The 14,975-nt window shown below is 66.2% G+C and carries 11 protein-coding genes and 1 pseudogene; 9 read left to right on the forward strand and 3 right to left on the reverse strand.

Annotated features, from left to right (window positions below):
* Positions 1 to 82 precede the first annotated feature (82 nt).
* The 7 genes from AC5IG3_RS16435 (at position 83) to AC5IG3_RS16465 (ending at position 10,374) form a co-directional block, all read left to right on the forward strand.
* On the forward strand, positions 83 to 841 hold the full coding sequence (locus AC5IG3_RS16435) for a 3-hydroxyacyl-CoA dehydrogenase (protein ID WP_491907363.1): 759 nt from the start codon (positions 83 to 85) through the stop codon (positions 839 to 841).
* 3 nt (positions 842 to 844) lie between these two features.
* On the forward strand, positions 845 to 2,647 hold the full coding sequence (locus tag AC5IG3_RS16440; RefSeq protein WP_491907364.1) for a gamma-glutamyltransferase family protein: 1,803 nt from the start codon (positions 845 to 847) through the stop codon (positions 2,645 to 2,647).
* A 36-nt stretch (positions 2,648 to 2,683) separates the two neighbouring features.
* A complete protein-coding gene (dnaG, locus tag AC5IG3_RS16445) occupies positions 2,684 to 4,525 on the forward strand; it encodes a DNA primase (protein WP_491907365.1) in 1,842 nt (613 codons plus the stop codon).
* Positions 4,526 to 4,740: 215 nt separating this feature from the next.
* On the forward strand, positions 4,741 to 6,975 hold the full coding sequence (gene rpoD / locus AC5IG3_RS16450) for an RNA polymerase sigma factor RpoD (protein ID WP_491907366.1): 2,235 nt from the start codon (positions 4,741 to 4,743) through the stop codon (positions 6,973 to 6,975).
* 145 nt (positions 6,976 to 7,120) lie between these two features.
* Positions 7,121 to 8,056 carry an FHA domain-containing protein gene (locus AC5IG3_RS16455; protein ID WP_491907367.1) on the forward strand — a complete coding sequence of 312 codons (936 nt, stop codon included), beginning with the start codon at positions 7,121 to 7,123 and terminating at the stop codon, positions 8,054 to 8,056.
* A gap of 32 nt (positions 8,057 to 8,088) precedes the next feature.
* Positions 8,089 to 9,309, forward strand: coding sequence for a formate-dependent phosphoribosylglycinamide formyltransferase (purT, locus tag AC5IG3_RS16460; RefSeq protein WP_491907368.1), 1,221 nt, complete (start codon positions 8,089 to 8,091; stop codon positions 9,307 to 9,309).
* A 225-nt stretch (positions 9,310 to 9,534) separates the two neighbouring features.
* Complete coding sequence (locus tag AC5IG3_RS16465) at positions 9,535 to 10,374, forward strand: restriction endonuclease (RefSeq protein ID WP_491907369.1); 840 nt, start codon at positions 9,535 to 9,537, stop codon at positions 10,372 to 10,374.
* Positions 10,375 to 10,499: 125 nt separating this feature from the next.
* Here AC5IG3_RS16465 and AC5IG3_RS16470 read toward each other — a convergent pair.
* Positions 10,500 to 11,021 (reverse strand): annotated as a pseudogene (locus AC5IG3_RS16470) (phage integrase N-terminal SAM-like domain-containing protein); the annotation flags it as partial.
* Positions 11,022 to 11,239: 218 nt separating this feature from the next.
* Between AC5IG3_RS16470 and AC5IG3_RS16475 the strand changes: the two are divergent.
* The gene (locus AC5IG3_RS16475; RefSeq protein ID WP_491907370.1) at positions 11,240 to 11,818 is read left to right on the forward strand and encodes an AlbA family DNA-binding domain-containing protein; all 579 of its coding nucleotides are present in this window, start codon (positions 11,240 to 11,242) and stop codon (positions 11,816 to 11,818) included.
* A 207-nt stretch (positions 11,819 to 12,025) separates the two neighbouring features.
* On the opposite strand, the gene AC5IG3_RS16480 is transcribed toward AC5IG3_RS16475, so the two are convergent.
* Entirely contained in the window at positions 12,026 to 12,724 is a 699-nt protein-coding gene (locus AC5IG3_RS16480; RefSeq protein WP_491907371.1) for an HAD family hydrolase, read from the reverse strand.
* Between the two features lie 70 nt (positions 12,725 to 12,794).
* Here AC5IG3_RS16480 and hemH point away from each other — a divergent pair, with 70 nt between their 5' ends.
* Positions 12,795 to 13,892, forward strand: a complete 1,098-nt coding sequence (gene hemH, locus AC5IG3_RS16485) for a ferrochelatase (protein ID WP_491907372.1) — start codon at positions 12,795 to 12,797, stop codon at positions 13,890 to 13,892.
* 1 nt (position 13,893) lies between these two features.
* Here hemH and AC5IG3_RS16490 read toward each other — a convergent pair whose 3' ends face one another.
* Positions 13,894 to 14,817, reverse strand: coding sequence for a porin (locus tag AC5IG3_RS16490; protein WP_491907373.1), 924 nt, complete (start codon positions 14,815 to 14,817; stop codon positions 13,894 to 13,896).
* Positions 14,818 to 14,975 lie beyond the last annotated feature (158 nt).

Here is a 14,975-nt window from a genome sequence, read left to right on the forward strand (position 1 = left end):
GCTTGAGCCACGCTCCAGCGGCTTTTTTGTCGTCTCAATCTGACGTTTACGTCAACGGCAATCAAAAACTCAAGGCTATCTCATGGACATCGCAGGCAAGGTTTTCATCGTCACGGGCGCGGCCTCCGGGCTGGGCGAAGGCACGGCCCGCATGCTGGCGCGGGAAGGCGCCACGGTCGTGATTGCCGACCTGCAGGCCGAGCGCGGCGAGCAGGTGGCGGCCGAGATCGGCGGCGCCTTCGTGCGCTGCAACGTCGCCTCTGAGGACGACGGCCGCACGGCGGTCGCCCGCGCCACCTCGCTGGGCAAGCTGATGGGGCTGGTCAACTGCGCCGGCATCGCGCCGGCGGCCAAGACGGTGGGCAAGGATGGTGCGCACGCGCTCGACCTGTTCAGCAAGACCGTGACGGTCAACCTGATCGGCAGCTTCAACATGATCCGCCTGGCGGCCGAGGCGATGTGCCGCAACGAGCCCGAAGCCACCGGCGAGCGCGGCGTGCTCATCAACACCGCCAGCGTGGCCGCCTACGACGGCCAGATCGGCCAGGCGGCTTATGCGGCCAGCAAGGGCGGCATCGTCGGCATGACGCTGCCGATTGCGCGTGATTTGGCGCGCAACGGCATCCGCTGCATGACGATTGCGCCGGGCATCTTCGGCACGCCGATGCTGTTCGGCATGCCGCAGGAGGTGCAGGACGCGCTCGCCGCCGGCGTGCCCTTCCCCAGCCGCCTCGGCACGCCCGCCGACTACGCCAAGCTGGTGCAGCAGATCGTCACCAACGAGATGCTCAACGGCGAGGTGATCCGCCTCGACGGCGCCATCCGCCTCGCGCCGCGCTGAAGCATGCGGACGGGCTTGCGTGCGGGTCTACGTGCATTGCTGGCGCTGATCGGGCTGGCGCTGCTGGCGGCGTGCGCGCAGGCGCCGGTCACATCGCCCGGCGTCAACCCGGAAGCGGCCACCGGCAGCAGCGCCAAGCCAGGCTGGCACACGCGGCGCTTTGCGGTGGCCGCCGCCAACCCGCTGGCGACGGAGGCCGGCGACCAGATCATCCGGGCCGGTGGCTCGGCGGTGGACGCCGCCATCGCGGTACAGATGGTGCTGACGCTGGTCGAGCCGCAGTCCAGCGGCCTCGGCGGCGGCGCGTTTCTGCTGCACTGGGATGGCACCACGCTGCAGGCCTATGACGGCCGCGAGACCGCGCCCGCTGCCGCCGATGAACGGCTGTTCCTGACGCCCGACGGCCGGCCGATGGCGTTTGCCGACGCCATCGTCGGGGGCCGCGCCGTGGGCGTGCCAGGCACGCTGCGCATGCTGGAGTTGGCGCATCGGCAACAGGGCCGGCTGCCGTGGGCACAGCTGTTCGAGCCGGCGATTGCGCTGGCGGAACAGGGATTTGCGATCAGCCCGCGCCTGCACGGCCTGCTGGCGGGTGATGCGCATTTGCGCAAGAACGCGGCGGCGGCGCGCTACTTTTACCAACCCGACGGCAGCCCCAAACCCATCGGCACGCAACTGCGCAACCCGGCGCTGGCGGCGGTGCTGCGCCAGATGGCGGCACAAGGCAGCGCGGCGCTGCATGAGGGCGCGGTGGCGCGCAGCATCGTCACCGCAGTGCGCGGCCACGCCAGCAACCCGGGCCGGCTGAGCGAAGCCGATCTGGCCGGCTACCGCCCACTGCAGCGCGAGGCGCTGTGCAGCGACTGGCGCATCTACCGGCTGTGCGGCTTTCCGCCGCCGTCGTCAGGCCACCTGGCGATGGCACAGATGCTGGGCCTGCTGGAGCGCACGACACCAGACCGCCCCGCGCTGGAGAACGGCCTGCCGAGCGCCGACTTCCTGCACCGCTACACCGAGGCCGCCCGGCTGGCCTTCGCCGACCGCGCGCAGTACGTGGCGGACCCGGACTTCGTCAGCGCGCCGGGCGGGCGCTGGGCTAGCCTGCTGGATGCGGCCTATCTGGACCAGCGCGCCACGCTGATCGGCGCGCAGTCCATGGACATCGCCCGGCCCGGCAAGCCGGCCGGGATGCAGCAGGCGTGGGCGCCGCAGCCGGACCAGCCGGAATACGGCACGTCGCACATCTCGATCGTCGATGCGCAGGGCCGCGCGGTGGCCATGACCAGCACCATCGAAGACCAGTTCGGCGCAAGGCTGCTGGTCGACGGCGGCACGGGGCTGGAGGGCGGCTTTCTGCTCAACAACGAGCTGACCGATTTTTCTTTCACGCCTGCCGATGCGGCTGGAAAACCGATCGCCAACCGCGTGCAGCCTGGCAAGCGCCCGCGCTCCAGCATGAGCCCGACGCTGGTGTTCGACCGCGCCAGCGGCCAGTTGCTGATGAGCGCGGGCTCGCCCGGTGGCGCGCTGATCATTCACTTCACCGCCAAGACGCTGCTGGCCACGCTCGGCTGGGGGCTGGACGCGCAAGCAGCCATCAACCTGCCCAATTTCGGCTCGCTCAACGGCCCGACCCTGCTGGAGGAAAAGCGCTTTCCCGCCGCCACGCTGCAAGCGCTGCGCGAGCGCGGCCACGAGGTGATCGAGATTCCCATGACCAGTGGCCTGCAGGCAATTCAGCGCACGCCACAGGGCTGGTTTGGTGGCGCGGACCCGCGCCGCGAAGGTGTCGTGCGGGGTGATTGACGGGCTGATCGACTCAAGCCGGCTAGACTTTCGCGGGTGATACCCCAAGGCTTTATCCAGGATTTGATCGCCCGCGTCGACATCGTCGAAGTGGTGGGCCGGCAAGTCCAACTCAAGAAAACCGGCGCCAACTACAGCGGCCTGTGCCCCTTCCACGCCGAAAAAAGCCCGAGCTTCACGGTCAGCGCCACCAAGCAGTTCTATCACTGCTTCGGCTGCGGCGCCAACGGCAACGCCATCGGCTTCCTGATGGAAACCAGCGGCATGAACTTCGTCGAGGCGGTCAAGGACCTGGCGCAGGAATTCGGCATGGTGGTGCCCGAGGAAGACACCAGCCCCGAGCAGCGCGAACGCGCCGCGCAGGCCCGCGCCCAGCAGATCAGCCTGACCGACGTGCTGGCGCGCGCCACGCAGCACTACCGCGCGCAGCTCAAGACCAGCCCGAAGGCGATCGACTACCTCAAGCGCCGCGGCCTGACCGGCGAGATCGCTGCCCGCTTCGGCCTGGGCTATGCGCCGGCCGGCTGGCACGCACTGGCGAGCGCGTTTGCGCATTACGACGACCCGCAGCTGGTCGAGTCCGGCCTGGTGATCCTGCAAGACCCGAAAGAGGTGCGCGAAGGCGAGGAAGCGCGCCGGCACGACCGCTTCCGCGACCGCATCATGTTCCCGATCCGCAACCCCAAGGGCGAGGTGATCGGCTTCGGCGGGCGCGTGCTGGACCAGGGCGAGCCCAAGTACCTCAACTCGCCCGAGACGCCGGTGTTCGTCAAGGGCCGCGAGCTGTACGGCCTGTACGAGGCGCGCATGGCCATCCGCGAACGCGGCCACGCGCTGGTGACCGAAGGCTATATGGACGTGGTCGCGCTGGCGCAGCTCGGCTTCGGCCAGGCGGTGGCCACGCTCGGCACTGCCTGCACCGGCGAGCACATCCAGAAGCTGGTGCGGCACACCGACCAGATCGTCTTCAGCTTCGATGGCGACAAGGCGGGCCGCCGGGCCGCCACGCGGGCGATGGAGGCGGTGCTGCCGTTCGCGACCGACACGCGCAGCTTCCGCTTCCTGTTCCTGCCGGCCGAGCACGATCCGGACTCGTTCGTGCGTGCCGAGGGCGCCGAGGCGTTTGAGCGCTGCATTGCCGAGGCACTGCCGCTGTCACGCCAGATGATGCAGGTGGCCAGCCAGGACTGCGACCTGGCCAGCCCGGAAGGCCGTGCCAAGTTCATCGCCCAGGCTGAGCCGCTGTGGCGCGCGCTGCCCGAGGGCGTGCTGCGGCTGCAGATGGTCAATGAGTTTGCACAGCTGTCGCAGATCGCATCGACCGATCTGGCGGTGCGCTGGGGCACGGCACAGGCGAGCGCGGCATCGGGCGCGAAGTCATCGCAAGCGCCGATGCAGTCCCCCATGCAATCACCGATGCAGTCGCCGCAATCCGGCTACCGCAAGAGTGGCGAATGGCAGCCCGGCAGCTTTGGCAAGGGCTCGAAGCGCTGGAATCGCGAGGAACCGCGCATCCCGCAAGGCCAGCGCCCAGCCGCGCGCCGCCCCGAGGACCGCGCCGCCTGGCTGCTGCTGCAGCGCAGTGAGTGGTGGACCACGCTGTCAGGCGCTGACCACGACCTACTCTGCCAGCTGCCAGGATGGCACGGCGAACTGTTCCGGCACCTGGACCAGCTGCACACCGAGCACGACACCGTGCCGTGGCCGGCACTGCGCGAAACGCTGCTGGCGTTCGACTGGGGCACGACCGCGATTGCGCTGGTGGATGCCGCCGAATCGGGCATCGAGCCGCTGCCCGAGGACCTGCCGCACGTCATCTCGCAGATCCGCAGCGCCGGGGACCGCACCGACGCCATGCGCTTTCTGGGTCGGCTCTGAGCGTAAAAAGGTATAATCCTCGGCTGTCTTAGAAACGGCAAGAGTGACAGCAGTGCTTGAGCCCCCCGGCCACCCGCGAAACGGGCACCCACCTCCGGCCAATTCCGCCAACACTGCACCCCCAAATGTTCACGCGAACTTGCCTGCCTTGAAAAACAGCTTGTTTTTCAGGCCGACCGCCCCATTTCCGCCGAGTACACCTGCCGAGGAATCGCATGAACGCGAAGAAGAGCGCTGCCGCGCAAGCCCCTGAAGTCGATCAAGAGTCCAGCGTTGTCGCTGCCGTGGCCAAGCCGCCGCGCAAGAACGCCAAGGCGGTCAAGACCGGTGAAGAAGGCGGCGGCGCCAAGCGCGGTCGCAAGCCCAAGGCGGCAGCCGAGCCGGTCAAGGCCGAGGCCAAGAAGCCGGGCCTGGACAGCGACGAGGACTTCGCCGACATCGAAGCCGAGCTCGAAGGCGAGCCCGAGGCAGAAGTCGAAGCAGAAGCCGAAGTGGGTGTGGCCGTCAGCGAGGAAGTCACGCCCAAGGCCAAGCCGCTGCGCATGAAGGTCAGCCGCGCCAAGGAGCGCGCGCTGATGCGCGAGTTCGGCCTCGACGAGACCGCGCTGACTGACGAAGAGGTCAACAAGCGCCGCACCGAGCTAAAGACCCTGATCAAGATGGGCAAGACGCGCGGTTTCCTGACGCACCAGGAAATCAACGACCACCTGCCCGAGAAGCTGGTCGAGGCCGAGATCCTCGAGGCCATCATCTCGATGCTCAACGACATGGGCATCGCGGTCTACGAGCAGGCGCCCGACGCCGCCACGCTGCTGATTTCGGGCAACAACACCAGCACCGCGACCGAGGAAGAAGCCGAAGAAGAGGCCGAAGCGGCGCTCTCGACGGTCGACTCCGAGTTCGGCCGCACCACCGACCCGGTCCGCATGTACATGCGTGAAATGGGCACGGTCGAGCTGCTGACGCGCGAAGGCGAAATCGAGATCGCCAAGCGCATCGAAGGCGGCCTGCAGGCCATGATGCTGGCGATCTCGGCATCGCCCGCCACCATCGCCGAAGCACTGACCATGGCCGCCCGCATCCGTGCCGGCGAAGACCAGATCTCGGCCGTGGTGGACGGCTTCGTGTCCGAATCCGAGGCCGACGACTACGTCGCCGAAGAAGACTTCGACGAGTTCGACGAAGACGACGATGACGACGGCAACGGCGGCTCCAAGGCGCTGACCAAGAAACTCGAAGAACTGAAGAACCACGCGCTGGTCAAGTTCGCCGCACTGCAGCTGGACTTCGACAAGATGCGCGCCGCGCTTGAGAAAGACGGCTACAAGTCGCCCGCCTACAACAAGGCGCAGAGCGCCATCAGCGCCCAGCTGATGACGATCCGCTTCACGGTCAAGACCATCGAGAAGCTGTGCGCGCTGCTGCGCTCGCAGGTCGATGACGTGCGCCGCTACGAGCGTGAACTGCGCAAGATCGTGGTCGACAAGTGCGGCATGCCGCAAGAGCAGTTCATCAAGGTCTTCCCGCCCAACATCCTGAACCTGGCCTGGGCCGAAGGCGAGATCGCCGCCGGCAAGTCCTACAGCGCCATCATGGGCCGCAACCTGCCCGCCATTCAGGAACTGCAGCAGAAGCTGATCGACCTGCAGACCCGCGCCGTGGTGCCCATCGATGACCTCAAGGCCATCAACAAGCGCATGAACGAGGGCGAGGCCAACTCGCGCGAAGCCAAGCGCGAGATGATCGAGGCCAACCTGCGCCTGGTGATCTCGATCGCCAAGAAGTACACCAACCGCGGCCTGCAGTTCCTCGACCTGATCCAGGAAGGCAACATCGGCCTGATGAAGGCGGTCGACAAGTTCGAATACCGCCGCGGCTACAAGTTCTCGACCTACGCCACGTGGTGGATCCGCCAGGCCATCACGAGGAGCATTGCCGACCAGGCCCGCACTATCCGCATCCCGGTGCACATGATCGAGACGATCAACAAGATGAACCGCCTGTCGCGCCAGCATTTGCAGGAGTTCGGCTTCGAGCCCGATGCGCCCTCGCTGGCCGAAAAGATGGAAATGCCCGAGGACAAGATCCGCAAGATCATGAAGATCGCCAAGGAGCCGATCTCGATGGAGACGCCGATCGGCGACGACGACGACTCGCACCTGGGCGACTTCATCGAGGACACCAACAACACCGCGCCGATCGAGGCCGCGATGCAGTCGGGCCTGCGCGACGTGGTGCGCGACATCCTCGACAGCCTGACGCCGCGCGAAGCCAAGGTGCTGCGCATGCGTTTCGGCATCGAGATGAGCACCGACCACACGCTCGAAGAAGTCGGCAAGCAGTTCGACGTGACGCGCGAGCGCATCCGCCAGATCGAGGCCAAGGCGATCCGCAAGCTCAAGCACCCGAGCCGTTCGGACAAGCTGCGCACCTATCTGGACAACCTCTGATGCAGCGCCGGCCCGGCGTGATTTCCGGGTCTGATCTGCACTGACAACAAGGCCCGGCTCGTCCGGGCTTTGTCGTTTCAGCGCGCCCGGAACCGCTGGAACACATCGTGCAGGATGTCACGGTGGCGCCACTAGAATCAAGACCATGTCGCAGTCCGTGATTCGTACCGTCTTGTTCGCCGATCTGCGCGGCAGCACCTCCCTCTATGAGAGCCTGGGCAACGCCGACGCCGCATCCCTGGTCACCCAGAGCGTCGCCATGCTGGGCCGGGTGATCGAGGCTCACGGTGGCCGCGTCATCAAGACCCTGGGCGATGGCCTGATGGCCGTCTTCACCGACCCTTCGCCCGCCGTGCGCGCTGCCGAAGAGGTGCAGGAGTCGTTCGGGCGCACGCTGGTCAACCTGTTCGGGCTGCGCGCCCAGTCCCTGCGCGTGCAGGTGGCGATGGTGCATGGCGAGTTGATCGAAGTCGGCAGCGACTGCTTCGGTGACGCCGTCAACGTGGCCGCACGGCTGCTGGATCACGCCGGCGACAGCGAAACCCTGCTCACCATCGAAACCCTGGAGCCCTTGCCACGCCACCTGCGCGAGCACTTCCGCCGGCTCGACAAGCTGCACCTGCGCGGCCGCATGGAACCGGTCGAGGTCTGGCATCTGGAGTCACGCCACGGCCCGGACGCCATGTCCACCATGTTCGGCGACGGCCTGCCCACTGCCGTGCCGGACGGCATCAAGATCACGCTCTGCGGCGTGCCACGCGTGCACACGATGCGCAACCTGCCCGTCATGCTGGGCCGCAGCCAGGAGGCGGGCTACTGCCTCGACGACAGCCGCGTCTCGCGCATGCATGCGCGCATCGAATGGCACGGCGGCAACTTCCAGCTCACCGACCTCAGCTCCAACGGCACTTATGTGCGCTTTGGCGTGCAGCCGGCCGTGGTCAGCCTGCGCCGCAGCGCCTGCACGCTGCACGGCCGCGGCGTGATCTCGCTGGGCGTGTCGCCGCTGGTGGCGGACGCGCCCACAGTGAGCTTCGAGGTGCTGCGCTTCGACGAGACCGAGCCGCAGCCGCTCACCTAAACCCTTTCTTTTTCTTCAGGCTCCAGACCCGCATGAAAGCTCTTGCTACCCCTTTGTCGCCGGTGGCGACGCGCGTGATGCTGCTCGGCAGCGGTGAACTCGGCAAAGAGGTGCTGATCGCCCTGCAGCGCCTGGGCGTCGAGACCCTCGCGGTCGACCGCTACGACAACGCCCCCGGCCAGCAGGTCGCCCACCACGCCCGCACCATCACCATGAGCGACCCGGCGCAGCTGCGCGCGCTGATCGAGGCCGAAAAGCCCGACCTGGTCGTGCCCGAGATCGAGGCCATCGCCACCGCGGTGCTGGAGGCGATGGAGGCCGAGGGCCAGATCCGCTGCATCCCCACCGCCCGTGCCGCCCGCCTGACCATGGATCGCGAAGGCATCCGCCGCCTGGCCGCCGAGACGCTGGGCCTACCCACCAGCCCCTACCGCTTCTGCGATTCGCTGGCCGAGTTGCAGGCCGCCATTGACGGCGCAGATGGCGCAACGGCAATAGGCTACCCCTGCATCGTCAAGCCGGTGATGAGCAGCTCCGGCAAAGGCCAGAGCAAGATCGACAGCGCCGCCGACGTCCAGCACGCCTGGGACTACGCCATGGCGGGCGGCCGCGTCGCCAAGGGCCGCGTCATCGTCGAAGGCTTCATCGACTTCGACTACGAAATCACCCAGCTCACCGTGCGCGCCGTCGGCACCGATGGCAGCGTGCAGACCCACTTCTGCGACCCCATCGGCCACGTGCAGGTCGGCGGCGACTACGTCGAGAGCTGGCAGCCCCAGCCCATGCAGCCGGCCGCCCTGGAGCGCGCCCGCACCATCTCCAAGGCCGTGACCGACAACCTGCAAGGGCTGGGCTTGTTCGGCGTCGAGCTGTTCGTCAAGGGCGATCAGGTCTGGTTCAGCGAAGTCAGCCCGCGCCCGCACGACACCGGTCTCGTCACGCTGGCCACCCAATGGCAGAGCGAATTCGAGCTGCACGCCCGCGCCATCCTCGGCCTGCCGGTCGACACCACCCTCAAGAGCGCCGGCGCCAGCGCGGTGATCTACGGCGGCGTGGACGCGCAAGCCGTCATCTTCGACGGCGTGGCCGACGCCCTGTCCGTGCCCGGCACCGACCTGCGCCTGTTCGGCAAGCCCGAAAGCTTCGTCAAACGCCGCATGGGCGTGGCGCTGGCGCACGCCGAGTCGATCGACGTGGCGCGGGAGCGGGCCAAGCTGGCGGCATCGAAGGTGCGGGTGCGCAAAGCCGACTGACCTCACCGGCTCTCACTCGCGGCCCGCAGAACCCGGCAGCCCAGCCGGTGTTCTGCGGGCCGCGCTGCGTTTGTGACCAGATGAAACGCTGAGTCGAATCCGCAAAAACCCGCTGGAAACAGCAACCCGATTCGATAGCATCTGCCGCTTCGATCCCCAGGCGCCCAGCCGCACCGCAGAGTGCTGCAACGCCAGTCCACGGGGATCTCATCAGGGGGAGCCTTCATGGCAAGAAAACGTCGCACCACTGCGGCTGAAGAGTGGATGAGCCTTGTTGCGCGCCTGCCGTGGTGGGTGGGTGTGGGGCTGGCGGGGGTGAGCTACCTGCTGCTGCATCGGTTGGCGACGCCGGTCGACATGCCCATCCCGACGCCGGGCCAGATGGTCGGGCCGATCGTCAAGGTCGCCATCGCGTCCGTTGCCCTGTTCGCACAGTACCTCGTCCCGCTGATCTGCCTGGCCGGCGCTGGCCTGTCCGCCTGGAAACGCCGCCGCGGGCAAGCCTTGGTGCGCGACGTGCAAGCCAGCCGCCACGTCGAGGCGCTCAACGGCATGAGCTGGCGCGAGTTCGAGCAACTCGTCGCCGCCGCCTACCGCCAGCAGGGCTACCGCGTCACCGAAACCGGTGGCGGCGGGCCGGATGGTGGGGTAGACGTTGTGCTCAAGAAAGGCAGCGAAACCTTTCTGGTCCAGTGCAAGCAATGGAAGGCGCTGAAAGTCAGCGTCGACGTGGTGCGCCAGTTGTACGGCGTCATGGCCGCGCGTGGCGCAGCGGGCGGTTTTGTCGTCACCTCCGGCCAGTTCACCGCTGACGCGCACGCGTTTGCGCAGGGCCGAAACATCATGCTCGTCGATGGCCCAGCCTTGAAAGGCCTGATTCAGTCGGGCCGCCAAGCCAGCGTCACACCACCCCCTGCGCCCGTTACTGCCCGGGCGATGGCTCCGGTCTGCCCGAAATGCGATGGTGCGATGACCAAGCGTGTTGCCAAGCAAGGCGCGAATGCGGGGCGGGAGTTTTGGGGGTGTTTGGGGTATCCGGGGTGCCGGGGAGTATTGAGGTTGTGAGGATGAGTGCTATCGGCCATGAGCTGACGGTCACGCAAGTCCGCTGTGAGAGCCTTCACCGGGCAGGCAGCATCATCCTTGCCACCCTTGCCCTCGCGCACTATCAGCGCGCGGTGGGTAAAGTCGACGTCCTTGACCCGAAGTTGCAGGCCTTCGGTGATGCGCATGCCCGTGCCATACAGCAGTCGCGCCAGCACCCGGTGCACGCCCTGCAAACCGTCCAGCACAGCGGCTACCTCGTCGCGCGACAACACCACCGGCAGGCGCCGCACCGGCACCGGTCGGCCAATCTCGGCCAGCCACGGCAGTTGCAGGCCCAACACCTTGTCGTAGAGAAAGATCAGCGCAGACAGAGCCTGCCGATGGGTCGAGGCAGACAAACCCTTTTCTACTGCCAAGTGCGTCAAGAAACCCTCCACCTCTGCCTTGCCCATCTCGGCCGGGTGCCGCAGGCCGTGGAAGCGAATGTAGGCCCGCGCCCAGTACACGTAGGCTTCTTCGGTGCGCAAGCTGTAGTGCAGCAGCCGGATGCGCTCTCGCAACTGGTCCAGCAGACGAACGGACTTCAAGGGCGGCAGCCCCACCGCTGGATCCACGGGGCGCAGGGCCGCACGTCCGGGCGCCTGAGCTTGTCGCGAAAACGCCATGGTTGCCTCCCTTGGCAGGGCGGTGCACTGCTGACAGAATCGTAAGCAAACGCCGCTTTTGACTGCAAATTTAGTACTGTATGAATGCACAGTCAACAGGGAGGGAGGTCAGATGCGACAAGCACATCGGCCACGTCAGGCGCACTCGATTAGGACGACAGTTGCCGTGTTAGGCGACAGTGTGGTGTCGTCTATAACACGTTAGCCAACAAGAAAATATGTCCCACGATATTTCCAATCTCATCGCAGCCGGCGAAAGCCAAACAGTCGAATTCAAAGAACGGGTTACGACCCCGGAAATATTGGCTCGCCTTATTTCCGCATTCGCGAACGCCGAAGGCGGTTCCATATTAGTTGGTATAAAAGAACCAAACATTGTGGTTGGCATACAACCCGAACAATTTGAGCGCGCTTACCAGCGGTCAATTCAAAGGGTTACTGGCGATGTAAAAGCGGATTTTAAAGTCGTCAACATTGGTGACAAATGTGTTGGCCTCATTACGGTTCAAAAATCTTCTGCGCTAATTGGCTCAAGCGAAGGTTTCTTTGTTCGCATCGGCGAGTCAACAAAGGCATTGGCAGCGCAGCAGCTTTCGCAAAAAGCGTCTGAGTTCCAAAATCACAATAAAGCAATTGAAACTCTTAGCGAGACAGTATCGAAGCAAACAGAGGAAATCGGCAAGCTCAGAGAGTCATTTGAAAAAGCAAATTCTTGGCAACGTAAGGCGCTTTATGCGGCCATTGGTGCTGTCGTTTCAAGCCTTGGCAAGGCAATCTTTGCAGCCTTGGTGGGGTAGTTGGCTAACAAGGCACTCCAGCCGACCGCTACGCCTCCGCTTCGGCTGAGTTTGGGCGTTGAGCGGCAGCTTCCGGGCGCTGAATTCGCGCTCTGTTTGAACCGCTCCGGGTCGAAAGCAGTTACAAGCTCAACACCGTTAATTAATCGACAATAATTAATATGACTGCCAAGATAACTCGTACGCAGTCACACCGAACTACTTTCCTCAAACCCCCAACACCCCCGCCAACTCCCCCAAATCCCTCACCCGCAAATGCAGCCCGTCACCCTCGAACGCCGGCTGCTCTGACGCCCCCTCCCGCCGCACCCACGCCGTATGCAACCCCGCATTCCGCGCCCCCACGATATCCAACCCATGGTCGTCACCAATGTGCAGCACCTGCCCCGGCTCACAGCCCAGCCGGGCGCAGGCGGCCTGGAAGATGCGCGCATCGGGCTTGGCCACGCCGCAGCTGCGGGCGTTGACGGAGCCGACGAACCAGCGGGACAGGCCCGTGGCTTCGAGTTCAGCGTTGCCGTTGCTCAGCGCCAGCAGGGGCCAGCGGGCGGCGAGGCGGTCGAGGGCGGGTGCGACGTCGGCGTAGAAGGTGACGCGCTGGCGCTCGGCGAAGAAGCACTCGAACGCCGGTTCGGCCAGCGCCGGGTCGTCGCCTGAATCGGTCAAGGCTTGGCGCAGGCTGAGCAGACGGAGTTCGGTCAGGTCGTGTGCCAGGTCCGGGCGCTGCTGGCCGATCTGGGTGCGCAGGCGGCGCATGGTGTCGAGCGGGTAGCGGGCCGAGGTGGCGGGCGCGTGCGCCAGCAGCCAGTCGTTAAGGACACGTTCGGCGTTGACGATCACCGGGCCGACGGGCCAGAGCGTGTCGTCGAGATCGAGCGTCAGGGCTTGGAGGGTGGAGGCAGTCATGGCGCGGAGTGTCGCGCCAAATGGCCGCCCACCTTGGGGGCAAGGTCGGCTGGGAGAGAATGCGCGCGCCATGAAATTTGCACCCGAACCCACCTTCCGCCACGGCCAGCCAGCGCGCACCGGCGTGCTGCTCGTCAACCTCGGCACGCCGGATGCGCCCACCGCGCCAGCGGTGCGCCGCTACCTGGCGCAGTTCCTGTCGGACCCGCGCGTGGTGGAGATTCCGCGCGCAGTCTGGTTGCCGATCCTGCACGGCATCATCCTGCGCTTTCGGCCCAAGAAATCGGCCGCCAAGTACGCCAGCATCTGGACGCCCGAGGGCTCGCCGCTGGCGGTGTGGACCCGAAAGCAGGCCACGATGCTGCAGGGCTACCTGGGCGAGCGCGGCCTGCAGGCGATGGTGATGCCCGCCATGACCTACGGCCAGCCGTCGATCGCCAGCGGGCTGGACGCGTTGAAGCAGGCGGGCTGCGAACGCATCCTGATCCTGCCGCTCTACCCGCAGTATTCGGGCACGACCACGGCAAGCGTCTACGACTCGGTGCAGGACTGGAGCCGCACCTGCCGCAACCTGCCCGAGCTGCGCTTCGTCAAGCAGTACCACGACGACGCCGGCTACATCGACGCGCTGGCGCAGCGCCTGCAGGCGTTCTGGCAGCGCGAAGGCCGCGCCGACCACGTGCTGCTGAGCTTCCACGGCGTGCCCGAGCGCACGCTGCACCTGGGCGACCTCTACCACTGCCACTGCTACAAGACCGCACGCCTGCTGCGCGAGCGCCTGGGGCTGACGCCTGAGCAGATGAGCCTGAGCTTCCAGAGCCGCTTCGGCAAGGCCAAGTGGCTGGAGCCCTACACCGAGCCGACGCTGGAAAAGCTCGCCAAGCAGGGCGTCAAGCACGTGCAGGTCTTCTGCCCCGGCTTCCCGGCCGACTGCCTGGAGACGCTGGAAGAAATCGCCATGGAGGGCAAGCACGCCTTCCTGACGGCGGGTGGCCAGCGCTTCGAGCACATCCCGTGCATGAACGACGACCCGGCGTGGATCCGGGCGATGGTCGGCCTGGTCGAGCAGCACACCCAAGGCTGGCCGATGCACGCGGCCGACCTGCCCAGCGCGACCGAGCTGGAAAGCCAGCGCCTGCGGGCGCTGGCCGTGGGCGCCAAGGCCTGAATCAGAACGAGTGCTTGATGCCGAGGTCGTAGCCGGTCTTGTCGGTCAAGGCCTTGCGGTCATGGCCGATGTCGGTGTAGATGATCGTGCGCTTGGACAGGGCGTAGTGGTAGCCCAGGCCGACCTTCTGCGCCGTGGTCGTGCTGCCCTGCTTCTGCGTGCCGATCGCCGCCTTCAGCTCGCCCGGGCCAACGCCCCAGTTCAGGCCCAGCATGAAGCCCGTGGCCTTCACGTTGGCGTTGGTGTCGCCCCGCGAGTAGCCGGCTGACAGCGTTGCCGCACCCATCGTGTAGGCCGCGCCGATGCTCATGATGTTGTCGTTCACGCCGGCCGGATCTTCATAGCCGGCGCCCACGAACAGGCCGCCCACCTTGTAGTTCGCCGCCACCGACACCGGCCGGTCCGTACCGCCGTTCGTGACCGCCTCGGCGCCCGACAGCGCCACGTTCAGGCCATTGGCGCTGAAGTCGTAGCGGATCGAACTGTCGATGCGGGTTTTGGCGATGCTGGCGACGCGGAAGCCGACATCGCGCAGCTGCGCCACCGTGTCGCCGCCGAACGGATCGATCTGGTTCTGGATCAGCGAAAACGCCGCCACATACTGGCGACCCAGCGCCACCTGGCCGTAGGCGCCACTCAAGCCGGCGTGGGCGATGCCCTTCCAGAACTGCGTGCCGTCCTGCGTGCCGTTGTTCGGGAAGAAGCGATGTTCGAGGTTGAAGAAGGCACGGTTGCCACCGCCCAGGTCTTCCGTTCCCTTGAAACCGAGCCGGCCATCGCTGCCGGTGGCGATTTCATTGTTGCTGGAGCCGACGGCCTTGCGCGCGCCGATGTCGACCTTGCCGTAGACGGTGACCGACGACTGCGCAGCGGCAGCACCGGCTGCAGCAGCCAGGATGGCGAAGGTGATCAGGGATTTGTTCATTCGGGATGTCTCCGGTTGTTGAAATGTCGAGACCGACCAGGCATCACGCGCCAGGTCCGATCGGGTTGACGCACCCAGGGGCGCGCACGGATCCCCCAGGCCCTGGAGTCAGGACCCGAGAAATAGGGGAAAGGAGGAACGGGGGAAAGAACGCGAGC

This window comes from Leptothrix sp. (in: b-proteobacteria) (genome assembly GCF_965250675.1).
Classification (GTDB): domain Bacteria; phylum Pseudomonadota; class Gammaproteobacteria; order Burkholderiales; family Burkholderiaceae_C; genus Sphaerotilus.

Coding starts and splice junctions, on each gene's coding strand:
- rpoD (WP_491907366.1), top strand. CDS start 4,741: ATGAACGCGAAGAAGAGCGCTGCCGCGCAAGCCCCTGAAGTCGATCAA.
- AC5IG3_RS16440 (WP_491907364.1), top strand. CDS start 845: ATGCGGACGGGCTTGCGTGCGGGTCTACGTGCATTGCTGGCGCTGATC.
- AC5IG3_RS16480 (WP_491907371.1), bottom strand. CDS start 12,724: ATGACTGCCTCCACCCTCCAAGCCCTGACGCTCGATCTCGACGACACG.
- AC5IG3_RS16465 (WP_491907369.1), top strand. CDS start 9,535: ATGGCAAGAAAACGTCGCACCACTGCGGCTGAAGAGTGGATGAGCCTT.
- AC5IG3_RS16435 (WP_491907363.1), top strand. CDS start 83: ATGGACATCGCAGGCAAGGTTTTCATCGTCACGGGCGCGGCCTCCGGG.
- AC5IG3_RS16455 (WP_491907367.1), top strand. CDS start 7,121: ATGTCGCAGTCCGTGATTCGTACCGTCTTGTTCGCCGATCTGCGCGGC.
- hemH (WP_491907372.1), top strand. CDS start 12,795: ATGAAATTTGCACCCGAACCCACCTTCCGCCACGGCCAGCCAGCGCGC.
- purT (WP_491907368.1), top strand. CDS start 8,089: ATGAAAGCTCTTGCTACCCCTTTGTCGCCGGTGGCGACGCGCGTGATG.
- AC5IG3_RS16490 (WP_491907373.1), bottom strand. CDS start 14,817: ATGAACAAATCCCTGATCACCTTCGCCATCCTGGCTGCTGCAGCCGGT.
- AC5IG3_RS16475 (WP_491907370.1), top strand. CDS start 11,240: ATGTCCCACGATATTTCCAATCTCATCGCAGCCGGCGAAAGCCAAACA.